Annotated in this window: 20 protein-coding genes; 9 read left to right on the forward strand and 11 right to left on the reverse strand. The window is 44.2% G+C overall.

Features of this window, described 5'->3' with window-relative positions; all coding sequences use genetic code 11:
• Positions 1-68: 68 nt before the first annotated feature.
• The 5 genes from K0625_RS05015 to tkt form a co-directional block, all read right to left on the reverse strand.
• The gene (locus K0625_RS05015) at positions 69-809 is read right to left on the reverse strand and encodes a DUF481 domain-containing protein (RefSeq protein ID WP_220108670.1); all 741 of its coding nucleotides are present in this window, start codon (positions 807-809) and stop codon (positions 69-71) included.
• 228 nt (positions 810-1,037) lie between these two features.
• On the reverse strand, positions 1,038-2,102 hold the full coding sequence (gene fba / locus K0625_RS05020; RefSeq protein WP_012323520.1) for a class II fructose-bisphosphate aldolase: 1,065 nt from the start codon (positions 2,100-2,102) through the stop codon (positions 1,038-1,040).
• A gap of 200 nt (positions 2,103-2,302) precedes the next feature.
• The gene (locus tag K0625_RS05025; RefSeq protein ID WP_220108671.1) at positions 2,303-3,478 is read right to left on the reverse strand and encodes a phosphoglycerate kinase; all 1,176 of its coding nucleotides are present in this window, start codon (positions 3,476-3,478) and stop codon (positions 2,303-2,305) included.
• A gap of 120 nt (positions 3,479-3,598) precedes the next feature.
• Positions 3,599-4,621 (reverse strand): erythrose-4-phosphate dehydrogenase, encoded by a 1,023-nt coding sequence (epd, locus tag K0625_RS05030; RefSeq protein ID WP_220108672.1) that lies wholly within the window; start codon positions 4,619-4,621, stop codon positions 3,599-3,601.
• A gap of 190 nt (positions 4,622-4,811) precedes the next feature.
• Positions 4,812-6,803, reverse strand: a complete 1,992-nt coding sequence (gene tkt / locus K0625_RS05035; RefSeq protein WP_220108673.1) for a transketolase — start codon at positions 6,801-6,803, stop codon at positions 4,812-4,814.
• 526 nt (positions 6,804-7,329) lie between these two features.
• Between tkt and metK the strand changes: the two genes are divergently transcribed.
• From metK to K0625_RS05050, 3 genes are all read left to right on the forward strand, one after another.
• The gene (metK, locus tag K0625_RS05040) at positions 7,330-8,484 is read left to right on the forward strand and encodes a methionine adenosyltransferase (protein ID WP_220108968.1); all 1,155 of its coding nucleotides are present in this window, start codon (positions 7,330-7,332) and stop codon (positions 8,482-8,484) included.
• Positions 8,485-8,890: 406 nt separating this feature from the next.
• Positions 8,891-9,493 (forward strand): cysteine hydrolase family protein, encoded by a 603-nt coding sequence (locus tag K0625_RS05045; RefSeq protein WP_220108674.1) that lies wholly within the window; start codon positions 8,891-8,893, stop codon positions 9,491-9,493.
• A complete protein-coding gene (locus tag K0625_RS05050) occupies positions 9,494-11,245 on the forward strand; it encodes a putative bifunctional diguanylate cyclase/phosphodiesterase (RefSeq protein WP_220108675.1) in 1,752 nt (583 codons plus the stop codon). It begins immediately after the preceding gene.
• A gap of 190 nt (positions 11,246-11,435) precedes the next feature.
• Here the strand turns inward: K0625_RS05050 and K0625_RS05055 are convergent, their stop codons facing one another.
• From K0625_RS05055 to K0625_RS05065, 3 genes are all read right to left on the reverse strand, one after another.
• A complete protein-coding gene (locus K0625_RS05055) occupies positions 11,436-12,134 on the reverse strand; it encodes a VC0807 family protein (protein WP_220108676.1) in 699 nt (232 codons plus the stop codon).
• A 293-nt stretch (positions 12,135-12,427) separates the two neighbouring features.
• Entirely contained in the window at positions 12,428-12,778 is a 351-nt protein-coding gene (locus K0625_RS05060) for a hypothetical protein (RefSeq protein ID WP_220108677.1), read from the reverse strand.
• 21 nt (positions 12,779-12,799) lie between these two features.
• On the reverse strand, positions 12,800-13,345 hold the full coding sequence (locus tag K0625_RS05065; protein ID WP_220108678.1) for a GNAT family N-acetyltransferase: 546 nt from the start codon (positions 13,343-13,345) through the stop codon (positions 12,800-12,802).
• Between the two features lie 168 nt (positions 13,346-13,513).
• On the opposite strand from K0625_RS05065, the gene K0625_RS05070 reads away from it, so the two are divergent.
• The 3 genes from K0625_RS05070 to K0625_RS05080 all read left to right on the forward strand — a co-directional run bounded on the left by K0625_RS05070 (position 13,514) and on the right by K0625_RS05080 (position 16,162).
• Positions 13,514-14,506, forward strand: a complete 993-nt coding sequence (locus tag K0625_RS05070) for a nucleotidyl cyclase domain-containing protein (RefSeq protein WP_220108679.1) — start codon at positions 13,514-13,516, stop codon at positions 14,504-14,506.
• A gap of 194 nt (positions 14,507-14,700) precedes the next feature.
• The gene (locus K0625_RS05075; protein ID WP_220108680.1) at positions 14,701-15,648 is read left to right on the forward strand and encodes a nucleotidyl cyclase domain-containing protein; all 948 of its coding nucleotides are present in this window, start codon (positions 14,701-14,703) and stop codon (positions 15,646-15,648) included.
• Between the two features lie 100 nt (positions 15,649-15,748).
• On the forward strand, positions 15,749-16,162 hold the full coding sequence (locus tag K0625_RS05080) for an META domain-containing protein (protein ID WP_220108681.1): 414 nt from the start codon (positions 15,749-15,751) through the stop codon (positions 16,160-16,162).
• A 52-nt stretch (positions 16,163-16,214) separates the two neighbouring features.
• On the opposite strand, the gene K0625_RS05085 is transcribed toward K0625_RS05080, so the two are convergent.
• On the reverse strand, positions 16,215-16,511 hold the full coding sequence (locus K0625_RS05085) for a DUF4234 domain-containing protein (protein ID WP_220108682.1): 297 nt from the start codon (positions 16,509-16,511) through the stop codon (positions 16,215-16,217).
• 127 nt (positions 16,512-16,638) lie between these two features.
• On the opposite strand from K0625_RS05085, the gene K0625_RS05090 reads away from it, so the two are divergent.
• Positions 16,639-17,082 (forward strand): GNAT family N-acetyltransferase, encoded by a 444-nt coding sequence (locus tag K0625_RS05090; RefSeq protein ID WP_220108683.1) that lies wholly within the window; start codon positions 16,639-16,641, stop codon positions 17,080-17,082.
• A 62-nt stretch (positions 17,083-17,144) separates the two neighbouring features.
• Here the strand turns inward: K0625_RS05090 and K0625_RS05095 are convergent, their stop codons facing one another.
• Together K0625_RS05095 and K0625_RS05100 are read right to left on the reverse strand one after the other, a co-directional pair.
• Positions 17,145-18,512, reverse strand: coding sequence for an L-serine ammonia-lyase (locus tag K0625_RS05095; RefSeq protein ID WP_012323505.1), 1,368 nt, complete (start codon positions 18,510-18,512; stop codon positions 17,145-17,147).
• 77 nt (positions 18,513-18,589) lie between these two features.
• A complete protein-coding gene (locus K0625_RS05100; RefSeq protein WP_220108684.1) occupies positions 18,590-19,861 on the reverse strand; it encodes a serine/threonine transporter in 1,272 nt (423 codons plus the stop codon).
• Positions 19,862-20,517: 656 nt separating this feature from the next.
• Here K0625_RS05100 and yjjX point away from each other — a divergent pair.
• A complete protein-coding gene (gene yjjX / locus K0625_RS05105) occupies positions 20,518-21,081 on the forward strand; it encodes an inosine/xanthosine triphosphatase (protein ID WP_220108685.1) in 564 nt (187 codons plus the stop codon).
• A 138-nt stretch (positions 21,082-21,219) separates the two neighbouring features.
• Positions 21,220-22,164, forward strand: a complete 945-nt coding sequence (locus tag K0625_RS05110) for a bifunctional helix-turn-helix transcriptional regulator/GNAT family N-acetyltransferase (RefSeq protein ID WP_220108969.1) — start codon at positions 21,220-21,222, stop codon at positions 22,162-22,164.
• The last annotated feature ends 76 nt before the right edge of the window (positions 22,165-22,240 follow it).

Here is a 22,240-nt window from a genome sequence, read left to right on the forward strand (position 1 = left end):
GGGATGAAAGCCGTTAAACATGCTTTCATCCCTATATAGAAACAGACAAAAAACTCTTTTATGAAGAGTTAGAACGCGTACAGTAACGTCATATTTGTTTCTGTATCAGTGCTTTCTTTATTGTCCAATGGCTCACTGTTATAACGAACCACGACGGCAAACTTCATCGCAAGTGCACCAATAATATTGGCCGTAATAGAGGTCTCTGAACGTCCTTCTAAACTGTCACCATAATCGGCAACAAACATCTGCTTAAAGGTAGAGCTGTCAGTAATTTCAGTCTCAAAGTTCACAACACCGTGAGCAACCCAGCTATCTTCTGTATCGTAGCCCGCTGCAAGTGCACTCTCATTATCCAAGCGCTTATATTGGTAACCAGGACCAATCTCAACATTAAATAGGGTCTTTCCTGTATCGACAAACTTATGACCATAACCAGCTGAGATGGTTGATTTAGAATCGAAACCAGTGAAGGGATCAATCTCGTGATTTGCATTGATAAACAGGTAACTCACTTCATCAAACTTATAATCGGCTTGTACTAGACCATAATAACGCTTACCAGTAACTTCACCCGTGTCCTCTTTATATAGCGCTTCTAATAGGTACTGGTTTTCCCAGTTACCTAGTTCATGCTTCATATCTAGACGGCCCTTTAATGAGGTCGTATCGGTATTACCTGTAGTAATGGTAGCACCCAGCTCGGCGTCACCACCAAAGGTCTTATCGCCTTCAACAAAATCAGCACCGGCTTGAGCAGCAAAAGGCGCCGCCATTAATATAGCTGATGCAATAAGCAGTTTTTTCATTTTTCTAATACTCCGAAAGATCATTTCCCTTAAAATCCGCGCAATTTTAACACTCAAAAAACAGAATTGAAAATGGTGATACAGATTAATAAATTCTGAGAAATAAACAAAAAAAAGATGAAGACACTAGCATTTGAAGGATTTGACACAAAAAAGGCTAACTAAAGCGATAAATACAAAAATGCCCGCAGATAGCGGGCACTTTTAAACAATTAAGTAAACGGCTATTTACTTAACTTGTGGATCTAGCTCACCAGACTGGTATGCTTTATACATAGCCTGCAATGACTTAGGCTTGATCTTAGAGCCCATTCCTGCACAACCAAACGCTTCATAACGTGTCGTACAGATATCTGCCATCGCTTCCATAGATGCCTTCAGGAATTTACGAGGGTCAAACTCTGTTGGGTTTTCAGCGAGGAACTTACGTACCGCGCCAGTAGAAGCCAGACGTAGATCGGTATCGATATTGACCTTACGTACACCATGCTTGATACCTTCAACGATCTCCTCAAGAGGCACACCGTAAGTTTCAGGGATCGCGCCACCATACTGGTTGATCACCTCTAACCACTCTTGAGGCACTGAAGATGAACCGTGCATCACAAGGTGAGTATTAGGAATACGTGCGTGGATCTCCTTGATACGATCGATACGTAGTACATCACCGGTAGGCTTGCGGCTAAACTTATAAGCACCATGGCTGGTACCGATTGCGATAGCCAGAGCATCAACATGAGTATCGGCAACAAAACGAGCAGCCTCTTCAGGCGTCGTAAGCATCTGATCCATGCTAAGAATACCAGCAGCACCGATACCATCCTCTTCACCAGCCTCTCCAGTTTCAAGGCTACCAAGACAGCCAATCTCGCCTTCAACAGACACACCACAGGCGTGGGCAAACGCTACCGTCTTACGGGTCACATCCACGTTGTACTCATAAGAAGCTGGCGTCTTACCGTCGGCCATCAAAGAGCCATCCATCATGACAGAGGACATGCCAAGCTGGATAGAACGCTGACAGATATCTGGGTCGGTACCATGATCTTGGTGAATACAAACAGGGATATCTGGGTACTGCTCAAGCGCTGCGGCCATCAAGTACTTAAGGAACTGAGGACGTGCATATTTACGTGCACCAGCTGATGCCTGAACGATCACAGGGCTATCAGTTGCTTCAGCAGCCTGCATAATCGCACGCATCTGTTCAAGGTTATTCACGTTAAAAGCTGGGACGCCGTAACCATGTTCAGCAGCATGATCAAGCATTTGACGTAGGGAAATTAAAGCCATTTTTTACTCCAATAATAGGCTGGTTCACACCAGCGAGGTCACTATCGTTTGGATTGATTTTTATGTCTCGATTCAAGTTCATCCATTAATCATAGACAATGAAAGCCCCTGAATCGAAACACGGTTTCTTTTATATGTCGCACTAACGCCTATTTATCATTATATTTTCAATTATTAGGCGCTAAATCGACTGATGTTCATTATTTTCCGCGAGATTCTAACATAGCTACCGCAGGAAGTTCCTTACCTTCTAAAAATTCAAGGAAAGCACCACCACCGGTAGAGATATAAGAGACCTTGTCAGCGATACCATATTTATCTACTGCCGCTAAAGTGTCTCCACCGCCAGCAATAGAGAATGCACTTGAATCAGCAATGGCTGCCGCGATACGTTTGGTGCCTTCACCGAACTGGTCAAACTCAAATACACCGACAGGACCGTTCCATACAATCGTGCCTGCATTTTTTAAGATCTCGGCTAGAGCCTCACTGCTGTCAGGACCGATATCGAAGATCATATCCTCGCTAGTCACTGCGCTCACATCTTTTAATCTTGCTGCAGCCGTTGGGCTAAACTCACCGGCAACCACAACATCAGTCGGCACAGGGATATCACCGCCGCGACTCTGGGCGTTCGCCACAAGACGCTTAGCTTCATCAATCAGATCGGCTTCATAAAGTGACTTACCCACCTCGTGACCAGCCGCTGCGATAAAGGTGTTAGCGATACCACCACCGACAACCAGCTGATCAACAATCTTAGAGAGGGACTCTAATACTGTCAGTTTAGTCGATACTTTTGAGCCACCCACAATTGCCACAAGTGGACGTGCAGGGTTATCCATCGCCTTACCTAAAGCTTCAAGCTCACCGGCAAGTAGAGGACCTGCACAGGCAACAGGTGCATGTAAACCAACACCATGGGTTGAAGCTTGTGCGCGGTGAGCCGTACCAAAAGCATCCATCACATAGACATCACAAAGCGTCGCTAATTTCTTAGCTAGCGCTTCATCATTTTTCTTCTCACCGACATTAAAGCGGACGTTTTCGAAAACCACGACTTCACCAGCGTTAGCTTCAACACCGTCGAGGTAATCTTTAGCTAAACGCACAGGGCAAGAGAGGGCTTTAGTCAGGTAATCAACCACAGGCTGAAGTGAAAACTCAGGGTTAAACTCACCTTCTGTTGGACGCCCTAAATGTGACATCACCATCACAGCGGCGCCCTTCTCTAGCGCTAACTTGATGGTCGGCAAAGCTGCACGTAGGCGTGCATCACTAGTCACAACACCTTCACTCACAGGCACATTGAGGTCTTCACGAATAAGCACACGCTTACCCTGTAGATCTAACTCTGACATATTAATAATAGCCATATTACGTTTCCTTAAATGCTTAAAATTAAAGTTAAAAATAAAGTAAACGGTTACCTGAACGCTGGGACACAACACCAAGCCATCAGGTTTAAAAATTTAGCTCGAAGCTTTGTGAGCTTATTATGCCCTTCGTGCTCTAATCATCTCTAAACTGGTATCTAACATACGGTTGGCAAAGCCCCACTCGTTATCACACCATAAAAGTAGCTTCACTAGGTGTCCGTCGCTGACACGGGTCTGGGTGCCGTCGACTATGCTAGATCTGGGATCATGATTAAAATCGCAGGAGACTAATGGCTCGTTAGTATACCCTAAAACACCTTTATAAAGTCCCTTAGATGCATCACAAAGCACTTGATTTACTAAGGCGATATCAACTTTTGAGTCAATAGTCACAGAGACATCAATTGCCGTCACATTGATGGTCGGCACACGCACAGAGATAGCTTCAAACTTATCTTTCATTTGAGGTAGAATGCGCTCTATCCCCCGCGCTAATTTAGTATCCACCGGAATGATAGATTGACCCGCTGCCCGGGTACGACGAAGGTCATCATGATAAGCATCGATCACTTGCTGATCATTCATCGCCGAATGTATCGTGGTAATAGCCCCGCTTTTCACCTTAAAGTGTTTATCTAACACTTCGATGACAGGCACAATACAGTTAGTGGTACAGGAAGCATTTGAAACCACAGTATGGTCAGCTTCAAGCAGGTGATGATTGACGCCATACACTATGGTAGCGTCTACATCACTGGAGGATGGGTGGCTGATCAGTACCTGCTTAGCCCCCGCTTGGATATGGGCTTCACAGCTTTCCCTATCAGACAAGACTCCGGTCGCCTCATAGACAATATCGATATCCATCTCACGCCAAGGAAGCTTGCTGGCATCGCTTTCATGCAGCAAGGTAATGGCATCATCACCAATCAAGAGCCTTTTGCCGTCAGCATCTAATTCAGCCTGAGATTGGAAGCGGCCATGGGTAGTATCGTACTGAGTGAGATGAAGCATAGCTTCAGGTTTGGCGAGCTCGTTAATAGCAACGATCTGAATTTGGGCACGTTTACCCGTTTCGTAAACTGCACGAAGAATTGAGCGACCGATACGGCCATATCCATTGATGGCAACTCTGATCATTAAGCTTTCTATTCCCTTTAACAGCTCATTTATTGATACGACAACGGCCTACCTTATTAGGTAAGCCGTTGTATCATAAATGCTTAAAGCAAAAAACACTTAAACAATTATTTTGCATCATAGAGCAACCAATTGATGCGCTAACTAAACAGAGCCATTGATAGAGTCATCAATGGCAACGCTAACTAGCTTAAAGAGCGTTAACTGTAGCAACTACGTTTTCAACAGTGAAACCGAAGTGCTTCATCAAATCACCACCAGGTGCTGATTCTCCGAAGGTTGTCATACCAACAACCGCGCCGTCGAAACCAACATACTTGTGCCAGAAGTCAACGTGAGCCGCTTCGATAGCAACGCGCTTAGTAACGTTACGTGGCAGTACAGACTCTTTATAAGCTGCATCTTGCTTGTCAAACTCGTTAGTTGACGGCATAGAGACAACGCGAACCTGCTTACCTTGCTCTGTCAGTGCAGCAGCAGAATCAAGAGCGAGTTGCACTTCAGAGCCTGTTGCAATAAGGATTAGCTCTGGCGTACCAGCGCAATCACTCAGTACATAACCCCCTTTAGCCACATTTGCTAGCTGCTCAGCGGTGCGCGCTTGAGCTTTCAAACCTTGACGGCTAAAGATAAGCGAAGTTGGCGCATCACGACGCTCGATTGCATTTTTCCAAGATACTGCAGTTTCCGCCGCATCACATGGACGCCATACCGTCATGTTTGGTGTCATACGAAGGTTTGCAAGCTGCTCTACTGGCTGGTGAGTTGGACCATCTTCACCTTGACCGATTGAATCATGGGTGTAAACGAAGATGTTCTGGATGCCCATCAATGCAGACATACGTACTGCGTTACGTGCATACTCCATAAACATCATGAACGTTGCACCATAATTGATGAAACCACCGTGAAGTGATGCACCGTTCATGATACCGCTCATGCCGAATTCACGTACACCGTAATAGATGTAGTTACCAGCAGGATCGTCTTGAATACCTTTAGAACCAGACCAAAGCGTTAGGTTAGAACCTGCAAGGTCTGCAGAGCCACCTAGCATTTCAGGTAGGATGGCACCAAATGCACCAATCGCATTTTGTGAAGCCTTACGACTCGCAATGCCTTCCGCTTTATCTTGAGACTCTTGAATGAAAGCCTGTGCCTTCTCTTCAAAGTCAGCTGGTAATTCACCCGTGATCACACGGCGCTTATATTCAGCTGCAAGCTCAGGGAATGCCGCTTCATATGCTGCGAACTTATCATTCCAGTTTGACTCACTCGCTTGACCCGCTTCTTTAGCGTCCCAACCTGCGTATACGTTTTCTGGGATCTCAAATGCATCGTGGTTCCAGCCGAGGAATTCACGTGCAGCAGCAATCTCAGCATCACCTAATGGTGCGCCGTGACAATCATGGCTGCCGGACTTGTTTGGTGAACCAAAACCGATAGTGGTTTTGCAGCAGATCATTGTTGGCTTATCTGTTACAGACTTAGCTTCTTCGATTGCAGCACGGATAGCGTCGCTATCATGGCCATCAACGTTAGCAATTACATGCCAGCCGTATGACTCGAAACGCTTAGGCGTATCATCGGTGAACCAACCTTCTACATGGCCGTCGATAGAGATACCGTTGTCATCCCAGAACGCCACTAGCTTACCAAGACCTAAGGTCCCAGCTAGTGAACATGCTTCATGAGAGATACCTTCCATCAAACAACCATCGCCTAGGAAGCAGTATGTGAAGTGGTCAACGATGTCGTGACCAGGCTGGTTAAACTGAGCAGCCAATGTCTTCTCTGCAATCGCCATACCCACAGCATTACTGATACCAGCGCCTAATGGACCTGTCGTGGTTTCAACACCTGGCGTGTAACCATATTCAGGGTGACCCGGTGTTTTTGAGTGCAGTTGACGGAAGTTCTTAAGCTCTTCAATAGGCAGTGCGTAGCCAGTCAAATGAAGCAAAGAGTAGATAAGCATAGAGCCATGGCCGTTTGATAAGATGAAACGGTCACGATCAACCCACTCAGGGTTATTCGGGTTATGCTTAAGGAAATCGTTCCAAAGCACTTCAGCGATGTCAGCCATCCCCATTGGTGCACCTGGGTGACCTGAATTGGCTTTTTGAACGGCATCCATGGTTAATGCACGGATAGCGTTTGCGAGTTCTTTACGAGATGACATGCTCTCTCCTGCTTGATTTTTTGAGGTCTAGAGCAACGAGCACTATATCGATCAGCACTTATTAAACCATCGATGCTCTACGGCAAATTTGGGAGCCATATTTTCACCTACATAGCACCTTGACGCAAATGTTTATTGCCCTAATGGGCATTTTACTGCCCCATCAAGAAAATAGTCGTCGGCAACGGATGGCCCATTAATGGACATTTACACTTAACAATAAAAATATTTCTGGAAATAGAACTCGGTGAACAAACAGGTAACCGACTAATAGTAAAAGGTAAAAGCCATAAACCTCTGACAAAGGAATAGACTTAATGTCACAATTTCGAGGAATAATTCATCATCGGGGGTGATAAGAGTGCAATAATGGATTAAAATAGCCGTCTAGATGTAAATACTTCTATACCCAAGCGGCTTCATGATGCTGAGTTCTATTCTAAGCAGATGATCTGTTCGCCCTCTATGTATGTGGCTTGAGAGCTTGGGTATGCATTCAAATAGTTCAACGACGAGATTTCCCACCATGGCAAAGCACTTGTTCACCTCTGAGTCAGTATCAGAAGGTCATCCAGATAAAATAGCCGATCAGATTTCTGATGCGGTATTAGACGCAATACTTGAGCAAGATCCAAAAGCTCGTGTTGCGTGTGAAACTTACGTTAAGACCGGCATGGTCATGGTAGGTGGTGAAGTCACAACCTCTGCTTGGGTTGATATCGAAGAGATCACCCGTAATACCGTTCGCGAAATTGGTTACACTCACTCAGATATGGGTTTTGATGCAGACTCTTGCGCCATATTAAACGTAATTGGTAAGCAATCTCCTGATATCAACCAAGGTGTTGATCGCGCTGATCCTAAAGAGCAAGGCGCCGGTGACCAAGGTCTAATGTTTGGTTACGCCAATAATGAAACCGACGTATTAATGCCTGCGCCTATCACTTACTCGCACATGCTGGTTAAGCGTCAGTCTGAAGTACGTAAAGACAAGACGCTTCCTTGGTTACGTCCAGATGCAAAGAGTCAGGTGACTTTTGCTTATAACAGTGATGGTAGCATTGCAGGTATCGACGCAGTTGTTCTCTCTACGCAACACAGCGAAGAGGTGACTCAAGCAGACCTAATTGAAGGTGTCATGGAAACCATCATTAAGCCTGTACTGCCGGCTAAGTGGTTATCTAAAGAGACCAAATACTTCATCAACCCAACTGGCCGTTTCGTTATCGGTGGTCCAGTAGGCGACTGTGGTCTAACTGGCCGTAAGATCATCGTTGATACCTACGGTGGTATGGCGCGTCACGGTGGTGGTGCTTTCTCAGGTAAAGATCCATCAAAAGTTGACCGTAGTGCAGCATACGCAGCACGTTATGTGGCTAAGAACATAGTTGCAGCAGGTCTAGCTGATCGCTGTGAGCTTCAAGTCTCTTACGCGATTGGTGTTGCAGAGCCAACCTCAATCAGTATCGAAACATTTGGTACAGCTAAAGTGGCAGAGGAGTTATTGATTGATCTGGTACGTCGTCACTTCGATCTACGTCCATATGGCTTAACAGAGATGTTGAACCTAGCTCGTCCAATCTACAAGTCCACAGCGGCCTACGGCCACTTTGGTCGTGAAGAGTTCCCATGGGAAGCGACTGACAAAGTTGAAGTACTACGCGCAGACGCTGGCCTTTAATCTTCACCGCTTAAAGCCTCGCGCTTTAGCCCATAAAAAACCGCCTTCTGGCGGTTTTTTATTACCTATCACAAACTATAAACCGCCATATCAATAACGGCACTTTTATATGCCTCATCACTTTCAAAGAAAGCCACAACTCCAGACAAAAAATTATAAACAGTAAAAATAAAAGCATAAAAAAATGAAAAACAGGCAATCTGAACTATAATCACATACCAGACCAGTGATTTACTCAGTTATTAATTATTTGCTCACTGAAGTAGATAGCACAGTACTACTAAGCCCCTACCTTTTAACAATAAAAAATCAGAGTTAACTATACTAATTAAAGACCCTATAAAAGTGATGTTTACAACAAAGCAGATGAGCAAAACTCAAGTTCAGATAAATAGCGGGAATTGTCATGAATATTCAAAATACAGCTCTACTCTTAATCGGCTATCAAAATGACTATTTTGCCAAAGACGGTATCCTTCACAGTGCCTTGGAAAACTCAGAACAAGTCGGCACAATTTTATCTAATTCACTAAAGTTAATTAAAACGTTACTTCCGACAGATGCCGTCATCGCTGCAACACCTATCATATTCACTCCCGATTACTCCGAGCTCAACGACCCCATAGGGATCTTAAAAATAATCAAAGATAACGGTGCATTCAGATCTAATACCCTAGGCGCTGCAACAATTGACGAAGTGGAATCTATGTCAGCCGATATTATCACCTTACCTGGTAAGCGGGGATTGAGCTGTTTCTCCAATACTGAGCTACATAAAGTACTGCAGGAGAATAAGATAACAGATGTGATTATCGCAGGTGCTGTGACCTCCCTCTGCATTGATACAGCAGGTCGAGAAGCTGCTGACCTTGGTTATCGCGTCACCATTATATCCGACTGCACGGTAGCAAGAACCACCTTCGAGCAGGAGTACTACCTCAATGAGATCATGCCTCTCTACGCCAATGTGATGTCCTCAAAAGATATTGAAAAATCGTTAGGACTATAGATGCCTGATGGTTTGAAAGGACCTAGCTCAAGCGAACTCCTATCGCAGGCACAAAACAGACTGATTGAGCACCTGCAAGCATCAGAGAAACGCTACGAAGATTTAGTAGGGCACCTACGTGATGTCGTCTTTCATCTCGACTTAGCACTCAAGTGGACATTTCTCAATCAAGCCTGGCATGGGATGTCTGGCTACTCCATCGAAAGCTCTTTAGGGCAACATTTTGCTGAAAACCTCTCTGAACAAGATACTCAAAAATGCACAGAGGGGTTTCAAGCACTACTCAACAAGCAGTTAATCGAGATAAGTGAGGAGGTAACCTTTAATACTGCCGAAAATGATAAACGTATATTTGAGCTCTCCTGCAGAGCGGTTAGAGATGAAACGGGTCAGTTTGCTGGTTTTGCAGGGATCATCACAGATATCACTGAGCGCATTGCCGCCGAAAATAAGATCACTTTTATGGCATATCATGATGCCTTAACTGGAGTGGCAAACAGGCGTCTTCTGATGGAACACTTAGCTCAAGAGCTGACAAAACCCTGCCGATACTGCTCAGCCTTACTTTATATCGATCTCGATAATTTTAAGCAGGTTAATGATCATTATGGGCATACAGTAGGCGATCTTCTCCTGTGTGAGGTGAGTGACATACTCAGTGAATATATCCAAGATGAGGAAGATCTGGTTGCACGGATGGGCGGTGATGAATTTATTCTCTTTTTGTCAAACTTGGGAGAAAACTCCGCCTTGGTTACCCAAGAGTTGGAGCAGATAACCGAGAGAATTAGGGTACAGCTGAGTAAACCTGTACTGCTTGGTAAATTAAAAATTCAGATAACCAGCAGTATAGGTGTCGTCATTTTAGATCATGCCACCATGAGTCACAGTGACATCTTTAAATACGCAGATGCCGCACTATATCACTCAAAAAACACAGGGAAAAACCAAGTCCGCTTCTATGATGAGGAGCTAGAGCAAAGTGAACGGCGACGCCACCAACTAGAAGATGAGTTAAGCCAAGCCATAACAAATGAAGAGTTCCTGCTCTACTATCAACCTCAGGTCGATGCCGAGGGGACAAATATCCTAAAGGCCGAAGTACTACTTCGCTGGCAACACCCCAAACATGGAATCGTCAACCCCGATGAGTTTATCCCTCACCTCGAGGAGTACGGTCTAATTATTCCCGTGGGTAAGTGGATTTTAGAGGAGAGCTGTCGCCAACTAAAAGTGTGGCATAACGCAGGAAAGAGTGAACTGTGCCTATCCATTAACGTCAGTGCCAACCAGTTTAAGCACCCTGATTTTATTGAATTTATTGAGATATGTTTAATCAAACACCAGATAAATGGAGAGCAGATAGAGCTTGAGTTAACCGAAGGCGTTGCTATCCATGATATCCCTTCAACGATAAGAAAGATGGATAGACTTCAAGAGCTAGGTATTCGCATCGCCTTAGATGACTTTGGCACTGGTTACTCCTCACTCTCCTACCTCAAACACCTGCCAATCAACACCCTTAAAATTGATCAATCTTTTGTACAAGGTCTGCCCCATGATGGCTACGATGCCGCCATTGTTGAAACCACCATGGTGATGGCTCACCATTTAGGTTTAACCGTTGTCGCTGAAGGGGTAGAAAATAGAGTGCAACTGGCCTTCCTTAAAAAACAGCAATGCCACCTTTATCAAGGTTTTTTGTTTAGCCAGCCACTCAATGTCGATCACTTTAGCAAGCTGATCTTATAAGGTGTAATAATACCAATCAGTACATCTACTCAGAGTGTCTCAGAAGTGTCTGCACATACGCCAGCCACAGGCCATTGGAACAACTTTTGTTGGATGCCACTCCCAGCCTAAAAATATACCGAGTCTTTGTGGCTATGCTATCAAGCTAAGCTTGATCACCCGAGGGGATCTGGAATGCCCCCCACAACAACTATCCCTGATTGGCCAAAACCTCTTCCAGTTTAAGCCCTGTTAAATCACGAATCGTGCGCCATAAATAATAAAAGGTGCCCATCATCATCAACATAGATGGTACGGCGATCATTGGGTAACTGTATAAACTCAATTGCCCCAACTGCTCATTAAACTCAGGCGTGCCGGTTGGGCTAGTCACTATCCACTTAGCCAGTATGTAATTCATGGTAGCTGAGAATGCAAACGAGCCGGCAACCAAATAGGTGGCCTTCATTAATCGTTGTTCAAATGCCGCCACACAATTGTTCTGTTTGAGCCTGTCATTGATTTTATCAACGTCCATCACCGCCGGATTAAATATGAGGGCTTTGATTAATGGCTTAGAGGTAAAGGTTGAAATAAGTACCGCAATACCGATAGCGGCTGGAATTGCGGCCTCTTTGATTGCCAACCACTTAAGGTCAAGCTCCAGTAAACCTATGCCACCAGTCAATAGCACATTGGCTAAGCCAAGCAAGGCGATAAAATTAAACTTCCTGTATTTTATCAACTCAAATATGCCCCAGCCTAGCGGAAAGCTTAACGCCAACATTAAGCCACCACTCGCCCCTAACTGATCGTCACCACTTAGCTTCATTAGAATAAAAGCGGGGATGACGATACTCACTAACAGGTCAACCATAGGCCGAGGTTTATGTGTCGATGTACTACTCATGTGTTATTTTCCAGACGAAGCATGCAAGCTTCGAAAAAATTTAAAGATAAAAACCAATGCTTTGATGCTAGATTAGTGTTTCTATGGTGCCAGTATTGATACTCAATAGTGTTTAGCGGCGTAAAAATACCTTACTCTACATCATGTATCACTCTTCATTACTTATACACCCTTCTACATTAAGGAGAGTTTACCTCATATCGGTGCACAGGTTTATTAAGCCACAATACTATAAGTTCAAGCGCAGCCTGATAACCCCAAAAAGCGGCAAAATTTGCAGCAATCAAACACCATTAACAGTGATCAAAATGGGCATTTTCCATACACATAAATGAGATCTGTTGCATCGACAAAACTGGTGGCTGCAACACCTTAATCGACGCAGGATTAATATCATCTAAATTGCTCACTTCATCTATCGAATTGGCGTAAGAGTTAGTGCGCCCACAATAGATAAAGTGCTTTTTCCAGCGCACCAGATAAGCAGTTTGCTGCCCATTATCAAAACAAACCTCAGCCTCCAATCCGTGACACTCCTCACCCAGCTCAGTTAATACCGCAACAACCAACTTCAGATTATCAAAAGCGGGCAAGTTAAGCCCTAAGTAGGGAGCAAAGATTGAAGCAAGGGGTTTAGATAACATAGGATATCCTTAGCAATGGCATTATTGAGTTGGCAAAACTAGCAGGTAGTAATCTCTGTCATCGAAAGTAAAAAAGTCCAATACCTGCATCGATGCCTTATTCGTATGAGCGGAGAATGAAGCCATATTATCTTCGGCGATAAAAGTTATCATAAAGGGATACTTAGCACTGACATGCTCCTTCAAAGTACCAACTAAGAGCTCAAAGATGCCCTGCCCGCGATGTTCAGGGTGGATCCAGATAGGGCCATATTGGCACGAATTACTTTTAGTTAACTTAGCACCGTCAAATTCGACTCGATGAAGACGCGCTAATATATTCCGATAAACAGGCCCAGTTTCAAAAAATGACCAAGGGCCTGCAATCACATAGCCAAGAATAATTTGCTTCTCTTCGGCGACAACAATCCACCCCTTCTCAATCAGGAGCCTCAGCTCTTTTGAGCCAAATACCTGACCATCAAAACCATCGGCTTGTGAAGCATCACCGAGCTCATCATTCAGGTAAAGCCGCTCAAGCTTTTCTAACTGCTCAAGATCACCACTAAGGGCAAGCCTAGTTTTCATTCTATAACTCGTTTCAGATCCATATTTTTGATACTTGGTATTATACAGACATACTCAAATCCATTGAAATATCCCCTAAAATATCGACTTTGATTGTGCAAAAATTTGCCAAAAACCAATATGACAACCACAATTAGTGTCAATAAGATTAGTCTTGTCTAGGTTCCTATGCTTCCTGAAAATATTGATACCAGTGTCAGCCTGCTTGAAAGTGATAATACTCAGTTAAACTTGGTTCGATGGATGCACCAATGTGAGTTAATGCATCGCTACTATGAATCAGATGTCGTGTTTGTCATTCAGCAAACAGGTCAAGGGTTTGAGATTATTGTGAGCTCAATTAGTGAGGCTAGGTGTTTTACCACAGGAACCCTATTCGATAAAGAGACCCCTATTTTTCAACGTTTAGTTCATACGCCCCCTGAAGGGTTAAATATCGATCTAACCAGTCAAAAATCACAAGATTTACCTCAAGATTTTAACGAAGCAAACAGCATGTTAACTCGGCCCATATTGTGGCCTGATGGTACCCATTTCGGCTGCATCTGTGTCCTAAACTCCAGAACAACTAAAAGTGAAGCTAACGCCTTTATGCTTGAACCTTTTCAGGTGCTGCTGCAACAGGAACTCTCACTCTACTGTCAGACCCAACGTATCGAGTCTCTGTCCATGAGAGACAAAGATACAGGCATGTTGAATGAGTATGGATTCATCATGATGGCCCCCAGACAGCTGAGTTTAGGAAGACGATTTGGTGCTCATGCGGGGATTGTTTTCTTTGAGTTGTTACCCGATCCGTTAACCAACCGAATTCAAGAACATCACAACCGATTATTAGGCAAGATAATTCAAGACACCATACGCACAGCAGATATTGCGGCTCATTACGATGATACTCAATTTGTAGTGCTAGTGTTTATCGATTCAGAGCGAGACCTTCTTCACATCTCTCAACGCGTTGAAAAACTCCTCTATCAACAAAATGAAAGCCTCAAAATTGATGTTAGTTGCAACTTCTTTACCCCTGATTCATCCCTGAAACTCTCCCCCATGATTGAAGAGTCGAGAAAAGGGTTGAGATCTGAACAGGCAAAACAGGAAGCTCAGCTCGCTATGTTGGAGCAAGAAACCAGAGATGAAGCCAGTAACACGCTCTCATAGAGCTTTCAAACTCAATCTCCATTAGCAGCTACTTTTTAACCTCAAAAGTGAAACTCTCTATTCTCTTCACGACTGCATAATTACATTTAGATAACCTAAAAAAACAAGTATGATTACAAATAGTAAGGTACTAAATTCAAGTACGTGGCTGTTTAAATGACTCTATAAATCCAACATAAAGTGAGACATGAATTATGCTAGCCCAAAGTCAACACCATCTTCTTTGGCTAAGAGAGCAAGACCACCCTGCTATTAGCTGGCCTAAGTGGCAGCAACAACTGTCTCTGCTTGGAGAGTTTTATCAAGCGGAAACTTGCCTCATCGTGCAGTTCATCGGTAACTCATTTCAGATTGTATGCGCCCGTAAAGGTAAGAAGTATCAGTTGATTGGTGGCACTCAATTTGAGGACGCAGGTTTACAGTCCATCATAGAGGAGCATAACGGTTACACGGCAACAATCTCTGAGGGCAGAGAGCTATCCTCCTCTTTGAATCAATTTAAGCACCTGCTGACCCAACCTATTTTTTGGCCTGACGGGGAGCTGTTTGGCTCTATTTTAATCTGCGACCCAGATCTAAATAAACAGACGGGACCACTATCCTCCCTAATTGAAAACAGTAAATCTTTTATTCAAGCTGAGCTAAAGCACCTATTTTTAATGCAGCAAATTAAGATGCTCTCGGTACAAGATGACCAAACCTGCATGCTTAACCCCTATGGTTTCAGCTTAATGGCCCCTAGGCAGTTAAGCCTAAGTCGTCGTTTTGGCTCCCATGCGGGCATTATTTTGATTGAGGAGAACATTGAGGAGAGTAATAACTCAGCCTTAGCCTGCGACTCTCAAGCTCAAAAACGACGACTTCTGGCCCGAATTATCCATGACAATATGAGAGATGCTGATGTTTCTGCAAGGATCAGCCATAACCAATTTATTATTCTCTGTTTTATCGATCATGAAGCCAATTTAGACTCGTTAGTTTCAAGACTAAAAAAACAGATAGCAAAAGAAGCACCAGGACTGACCATCAATACAGGTCAAAGCTTCTTCACTCCAGATACTCAAATAAGCCTTGAACCGATGAAAAAGCAAGCAGATGACAACCTAAATCTAAACAAGCTGGGAAGCGCGAACAACTTTTAACACTTTCATCCCACTTTCTCACTTTTTGGCAGATTTAATACTGTTTATCTTGCATTATAATTGTCACAATATGGCCATTATATTATTTCAGGGCTCTCTCATGTCTATTAAATCTCTCATTATCTCCGCAGCCTTAATCAGCTTAACGGCTTGCCAAAGTACAAGCGTCCCACAAACTCAAGATATCGAACTTATTGGCACATGGAACATAGAGGTCGTTGCAGGCAAACCTGTTATCGACTATAGCCCGGCTCAGCTTATTTTCGCTGATGAAGGGAAACTCACAGGCAACAACAGCTGCAATAATTTCTTCGGAAGTTACTCTATCGATGGAGATAACGTGCGTCTGATGCCTGCTGGTAACACCATGAAAGCCTGCGTTGATGCTCTGATGGATCAAGAACAAAGAGTGATGTCTTCAATGCCTGAGATCACCAATGCAGTACTTGCAAAAGGCAAGTTACTCTTAAAAGATGAAGCGGGTAAGACTCAAATCGTATTAAGCAGGCAATAAATTCATACCAATAAAAAACCGCCTTTTGGCGGTTTTTTATTGGTAACATGCCCTAAGCATCAAAATATCCCCTCTTCAGATCGGCATCAACCTTCATCTTATGCAGTGCTGCTGGCGGCTGCTCTCGTTCAATCAAGTAGCTCCAATAGGCATCATCAAACCCCCTAAAAAGTTGATCAGCCTTGCCTTCAGATTTCAAAATCAACCACCACCAGACCAATCCCCAAAGGCCAAAAGTGACCAAGGTCAGCAAAAAATGGAGCAACTTATGCTGCTCTGTCGGCTCCTGATTAACAGCTTTACCCGCAGATAATCTACGTACACGAAATTTGTGATGAGTCATCGCCATAGACACCTCCATCTTTACTATTAAAAAGTTTAGCAGAGTTAGACTTTGGTCGAATATTTAATTTGAATAATATTTCAGCCAAGAGCCGCCGTAACATGCTAGAGTACCCACAAAAAAGGAGTCTAAAATGCACATTAGAAAAGGCCAGAAATCAGACCTTAATGCTTTGATTCAATTTAATTTAGCCATGGCGAAGGAGACTGAAAATCTTGCCTTAGATGAATCGGTTCTCACCCAAGGGGTCAACACCCTACTCTCTAACCCTGAGAAAGGCTTCTACCTTGTAGCTGAAGTCGATGGAGAGATCGCTGGTTCCTTAATGGTAACCTTTGAATGGAGCGATTGGCGCGCTAAAGATTACTACTGGATCCAGAGTGTCTATATCCGCCCACAAAACCGCAGACAAGGGATCTACGCGAAACTTTATCACGAGGTTAAACAAATAGCGGAGCAAAATGGTGGGGCTGCAAGTTTCAGGCTCTATGTAGAACAAGATAACGCCAAAGCGCAAAGCACCTATGCAGCACTGGGGATGGAGAAAAGCTACTACCAGATGTATGAAGAGAAATAGTCCCAATAAAGCTCAAATACGAGTTCCTAGGTCCTAGGTCCTAGGAACTCGTATTTTATAGATTACGCGCAGATACTGGTCACTTTAATAGCTAAACCGCCTTGGCTGGTTTCACGGTACTTAACATGCATATCTTTGCCTGTTTCATACATGGTCTCGATAACTTTATCTAAACTCACGGTAGGCTCACTGCTGCGACGCATCGCCATGCGCGATGAGTTAATCGCTTTAACAGACGCGATAGCATTACGCTCGATACATGGCACTTGAACTTGGCCAGCAACGGGGTCACAAGTCAGTCCTAAGTTATGCTCCATACCGATCTCAGCCGCAATACAGACTTGAGATGGTGTAGCTCCCATGATCTCAGCTAAACCTGCCGCTGCCATAGAGCAAGCCACACCGACCTCACCTTGACAACCAACCTCGGCACCAGAGATAGACGCGTTACGCTTATACAGATTACCGATCGCAGACGCCGCCATGTAAAAACGGGTGTACTCAGACTGAGTCATTGGCTGAATAAACTTATCGTAATAAGCCATCACAGCAGGAATAATACCCGCAGCACCGTTAGTCGGTGACGTCACCACGCGTCCGCCAGCAGCATTCTCTTCGCTTACCGCTAAGGCAAACATATTGACCCAGTCTAGAATAGCCATAGGATCAGATGAGTGACGTTCACCAGTGACAAGTTGACGGTACAGTGCAGGTGCACGGCGCGGCACACGTAGTGGACCGGCAAGGATCCCCTCAGTCTGACAGCCTCTCTCGATACCCGACTTCATGGTGTCCCAAATTGCACCTAAACGCTCATAGATCACCGCTTCGCTATTAAAAGCCTTCTCGTTGGCCAACATAACAGCACTGATACTCATGCCAGTCTCTTTGCAGATAGCAAGCAGATCGTCAGCAAAGGCAAACGGATATGGAACCATCACCTCATTAGCCGCTTCTAACCCAAAATGCTCCTCATCAACAATAAAGCCACCACCGGTTGAGTAGTAAGTTTTAGAGAATAAGCTGGTATCACCGTCCCAAGCATGGATAGACATACCGTTTTCATGTAGCGGTAGTGCGTAAGCATGAAAGGTCACAGAACCTGTAGGAAACGCAACACTTTTGGCTTCTTTTCCTAATGGTAAAGTTTCAGTGGTTTCAATCTGACGGATAAATTCAGGAATCGCCTCGATATCAACACTCTCAGGCAGATTTCCACCTAATCCCATTAAGATAGCCGTATCTGTGTGGTGGCCTTTACCTGTCAGTGAAAGTGAACCATAAATATCAACACTAACACGGGTTACTTTTGTCATATCTCCACGTTGACGTAACTCATCAACAAACTCTTTGGCGGCCTTCATCGGCCCGACAGTGTGTGAGCTGGATGGACCCACACCTATCTTAAAAATATCAAATGCGCTAAACATATTAATTACCTCAAAAGCAGAAAGGACCAGCACCAATTCAGTGCTGATCCCCTTATTCAATCTTAAAATGGTGTAGCTTAAGACATCATACCGAACAGGATAGCAGTCATCGCTAACAAGCCGGCAATAATCACAAAGATGTTGCTGATACGACCGCGGTATGCCTTAAGAGCTGGCACTTTATAAACGGCGTACATTGGCATCAGGTAAAGAATCGCAGCGATGATTGGACCACCTAACGCTTCAATCATACCTAAGATGCTTGGGTTAATAATGGCAACACCCCAGATGGTGAAGAACATAAAGCCAAGAATAAACTTATTAATTTTCTTGTCAGATACTTCTTTATTACTGCTACGTAACTGCTTAGTAATAATGCCCTTCAGACCTTCAGTCGCACCTAAGTAGTGGCCGAAGAAAGAAGACACAATGGCAATCACAGCAATGATAGGACCAAAGTAACTAACAAAACCACTGGCGTGTACGTTCGCTAGGTAAGAAAGAATTGGCAAGTTTTGCGCTTTAGATTCTGCAAGTTGTGCTGGGCTTAATGAAAGCACACAAGAGAATACAAACAGCATGACAAAACCAACTAACATCATAGATGTATTACGAAGAATCACATCCGCCTTCTTAGCCGCATTAACACCGTGCTCACGCTTCAATGAAACAGAGAACTGTGAAATTGCTGGTGAGTGGTTAAAAGCAAATACCAATACCGGAATGGTTAACCAAACAGTACCTAAAAACTCACCCGTTGTAGGAATTTGAGTCAGTGCATCCATTTTCCAGCTTGGAATAAGGTATAGAGACATAAATGCCAAAATAGCCACAAGCGGGTAAACCAGGAACTGAGTCACCTTCAACATGAACTTCTCACCAGATACCATTACAGACATCATGGCAAGAATAAGCACACCAGATAGCAACCAACGTGGTGGCGATGCCATGCCAAGCTGATTAACAATGAAGCTATCGATAGTGTTTGTGATACCAACACCATAGATCAATACAATTGGATAGATAGCAAAGAAGTAGAGCAATGTAATTGCCTTACCAGCGCCAACACCAAAATACTCTTCAACTACGTGAGTAATATCGCTGCTCTGTCTCTGCGAAGAGCACACGAATCGAGATAAACCACGATGAGCCAAATAGGTCATAGGACCAATAATTATCGCCATCATTACAAGTGGCCAGAAACCACCCATCCCTGCATTGATAGGTAGGAAAAGAATACCGGCACCGACCGCAGTACCAAATAAACTTAACATCCAAGTTGTATCCTGACGTGTCCAACCTTGACGGCCAGATGATTCTACTTGGGTATTCATCACTTCTTCTTGCATAAAGTTACCTTAGAGGTGCTAATGACACCTTTGGTTTTCGAGGTATAAGCATTGACTGTGTCGTTATGGGTAAGCCCCACAGTCAGAGCAAAATTCGAGGTCAGAATATAGAATTAGTACATTGAAAAGTTGATCTAGCGCGGGGTTTTGAAATCGAATTTCAGAACAAGCGAACAATGTGACCCACCTCTCAGTTATTATGTAAGAAGTTTTCATAAAACCACCACGAGAATAACGAGATCGAACCAAAGCCCAACATTATGATCACATGAATTACCAAACGCTGATATTTAAAATCACGTGGCAATTTTGCCCTGCACGATTGACATCACAAAAAACCACACTAACGAGATATCGACCTACAAGCCAAAGCAAAAACTTGAACCATGTCACAGTCAATTTAACTGCCTACCTAGCCTCTTTCGGCAAAACACACTAGATTCATTCACAATTCATTTTTTAACAGCGCGACTTTCTGAGAGCAAAAGAGAGGAAAAACGGAGGGAAATTTAACATTTAACCATAGTAAACAATGGTTAACTCCATAACATCAATAATTTTTATATCTATCGCTCTCATTGGATTGCAACCTAAATGCAAACGAGCGACACTGCTAAAAATCAACTACAACTAAAAAATAAAAAAGCGAAAAACAGATGTCAAAGATTAGTCAATTAGCAAAGATCCGAGTCGTTATCGGCTCCAAGAACCCAGTCAAGGTTCAAGCCGCTAAACATGCCCTCACTCAACTGCTTCCTGATACCGAGATAGAGTGCCTTGGTTGTCATGCCCCTTCTGGAGTGGCAGAGCAACCTATGACGACAGATGAAACCCTTAAGGGAGCGATTAACAGAGTTGAACATTGCCAGTCGGCGCCAGACACCAGCGAAGCCGATCTGTTTATTGCCATCGAGGGCGGCGTCGATAACTTCAGCTATGGCCCAGCCACGTTTGCCTACATAGTGATCTCAGATAAACAGCAACGCTTAGTGGGCCGCAGTGCCATACTCCCACTGCCGCCAGTGGTTTATAAAGCATTAAGCGAAGGTGAGGAGCTGGGCGATGTGATGGACAGGCTGTTCAACACAGATAACATCAAACAAAAAGGCGGCGCGATCGGGCTATTGACCCAAGGCGTGGCAACAAGAGAGAGCATCTACACCCAAGCCCTAATCTTAACCATGGCGCCGCTACTCAATGAGGAGCTTTACCAACGTTAATACTGCTTAGCATGTGCTCAGCCCCACTTGCAATTTATCTAAAACCGCTCTAGGTTATACTTTGCGATTTTGAATATCGATGTTAGTCGCACCAAAACCTTAACAGAGGGAATAAGATTGACATCGTTTAGTAATAGTGTGACAGATTTGGATAGTGAGCCTTGCCCTAGAGTTAGAGCGAGGGCTGGATTAAGAGCAGTCTCACGCCACATTGTCAGACAGCTAGGCATGCTCAACTCCTCCTTTGGGGAGCTGCCACTCTCGCCAGTTCAAGCCCATGCACTCATTGAGCTCAGTAACCAAGCAGTGTCCATCAAGCAACTGGCCCAGCGGCTCAATATCGATAAATCCAATGCCAGTCGCGCCGTCACACATCTTACAGAGAAAGGGTTTGCCTACACGCAATGTAACCCTAAAGACACTCGAAGCCTGCTGGCCCATTTAACGCCTCAGGGAAAGAAGCTACTACAAAAGCTCCATCATCAACAAAACACCATGTTCGACCAGATCCTATCTCAGCTCTCAACCGAAGAGGCGACCACTATCGAGTCGGCCATGGCCACTTATAATAAAGCCATCAGTCGCACTCAAGCCCAGCAAGGTTATACCATCAGAGAGATAATCCCTGAGGATGATCAGGCTATCGCCAAACTGATAAGAGAGGTATCGGCAGAGTATGGACTCTGCGCCGATAAAGGCTTTAGCGTCGCCGATCCCAGCTTAGATAACACCAGCGAGCAGTATCAAGTTGCGGGCGCATGTTACTGGGTTATCGAACTCGATGGCGAACTGCTCGGTGGCGTAGGCATCGCCCCATTAAGTGGTGAAAAGGGGGTCTGTGAACTGCAGAAGATGTACTTTAGCAAGCAACTCAGAGGTAAAGGATTTGCAAAGCGTATGGCTTATTTGGCGCTGGATTACGCTTGCGAGCAACAATATCAAGCCTGTTATCTTGAAACCACCGCTTGTCTCACTGAAGCAATCTCATTGTATGAATCCCTCGGTTTTGAGCACATGTCACAACATTTAGGTGATACAGGGCACGATGCCTGCGAAATGCCTATGTTGTTAAAACTAAGCTAGTTTCATCGACCTAACTCACACTCTTAAGCCATATTCTCCCTAGTCTTTTCTATAAAAGCTTGCTAGCCTCAAAGAT

Source organism: Shewanella nanhaiensis, assembly GCF_019457885.1.
In the GTDB taxonomy this organism is placed as follows: domain Bacteria; phylum Pseudomonadota; class Gammaproteobacteria; order Enterobacterales; family Shewanellaceae; genus Shewanella; species Shewanella nanhaiensis.

Bases quoted from the DNA above. Each gene is read 5' to 3' on its own strand.
- K0625_RS05095 (WP_012323505.1), bottom strand. From the start codon at position 18,512: ATGTTTAGCGCATTTGATATTTTTAAGATAGGTGTGGGTCCATCCAGC.
- K0625_RS05080 (WP_220108681.1), top strand. From the start codon at position 15,749: ATGTCTATTAAATCTCTCATTATCTCCGCAGCCTTAATCAGCTTAACG.
- K0625_RS05065 (WP_220108678.1), bottom strand. From the start codon at position 13,345: ATGAAAACTAGGCTTGCCCTTAGTGGTGATCTTGAGCAGTTAGAAAAG.
- K0625_RS05085 (WP_220108682.1), bottom strand. From the start codon at position 16,511: ATGGCGATGACTCATCACAAATTTCGTGTACGTAGATTATCTGCGGGT.
- K0625_RS05050 (WP_220108675.1), top strand. From the start codon at position 9,494: ATGCCTGATGGTTTGAAAGGACCTAGCTCAAGCGAACTCCTATCGCAG.
- metK (WP_220108968.1), top strand. From the start codon at position 7,330: ATGGCAAAGCACTTGTTCACCTCTGAGTCAGTATCAGAAGGTCATCCA.
- tkt (WP_220108673.1), bottom strand. From the start codon at position 6,803: ATGTCATCTCGTAAAGAACTCGCAAACGCTATCCGTGCATTAACCATG.
- K0625_RS05090 (WP_220108683.1), top strand. From the start codon at position 16,639: ATGCACATTAGAAAAGGCCAGAAATCAGACCTTAATGCTTTGATTCAA.
- K0625_RS05025 (WP_220108671.1), bottom strand. From the start codon at position 3,478: ATGGCTATTATTAATATGTCAGAGTTAGATCTACAGGGTAAGCGTGTG.
- K0625_RS05015 (WP_220108670.1), bottom strand. From the start codon at position 809: ATGAAAAAACTGCTTATTGCATCAGCTATATTAATGGCGGCGCCTTTT.
- K0625_RS05060 (WP_220108677.1), bottom strand. From the start codon at position 12,778: ATGTTATCTAAACCCCTTGCTTCAATCTTTGCTCCCTACTTAGGGCTT.
- K0625_RS05045 (WP_220108674.1), top strand. From the start codon at position 8,891: ATGAATATTCAAAATACAGCTCTACTCTTAATCGGCTATCAAAATGAC.
- K0625_RS05100 (WP_220108684.1), bottom strand. From the start codon at position 19,861: ATGCAAGAAGAAGTGATGAATACCCAAGTAGAATCATCTGGCCGTCAA.
- K0625_RS05070 (WP_220108679.1), top strand. From the start codon at position 13,514: ATGCTTCCTGAAAATATTGATACCAGTGTCAGCCTGCTTGAAAGTGAT.
- epd (WP_220108672.1), bottom strand. From the start codon at position 4,621: ATGATCAGAGTTGCCATCAATGGATATGGCCGTATCGGTCGCTCAATT.
- fba (WP_012323520.1), bottom strand. From the start codon at position 2,102: ATGGCTTTAATTTCCCTACGTCAAATGCTTGATCATGCTGCTGAACAT.
- yjjX (WP_220108685.1), top strand. From the start codon at position 20,518: ATGTCAAAGATTAGTCAATTAGCAAAGATCCGAGTCGTTATCGGCTCC.
- K0625_RS05055 (WP_220108676.1), bottom strand. From the start codon at position 12,134: ATGAGTAGTACATCGACACATAAACCTCGGCCTATGGTTGACCTGTTA.
- K0625_RS05075 (WP_220108680.1), top strand. From the start codon at position 14,701: ATGCTAGCCCAAAGTCAACACCATCTTCTTTGGCTAAGAGAGCAAGAC.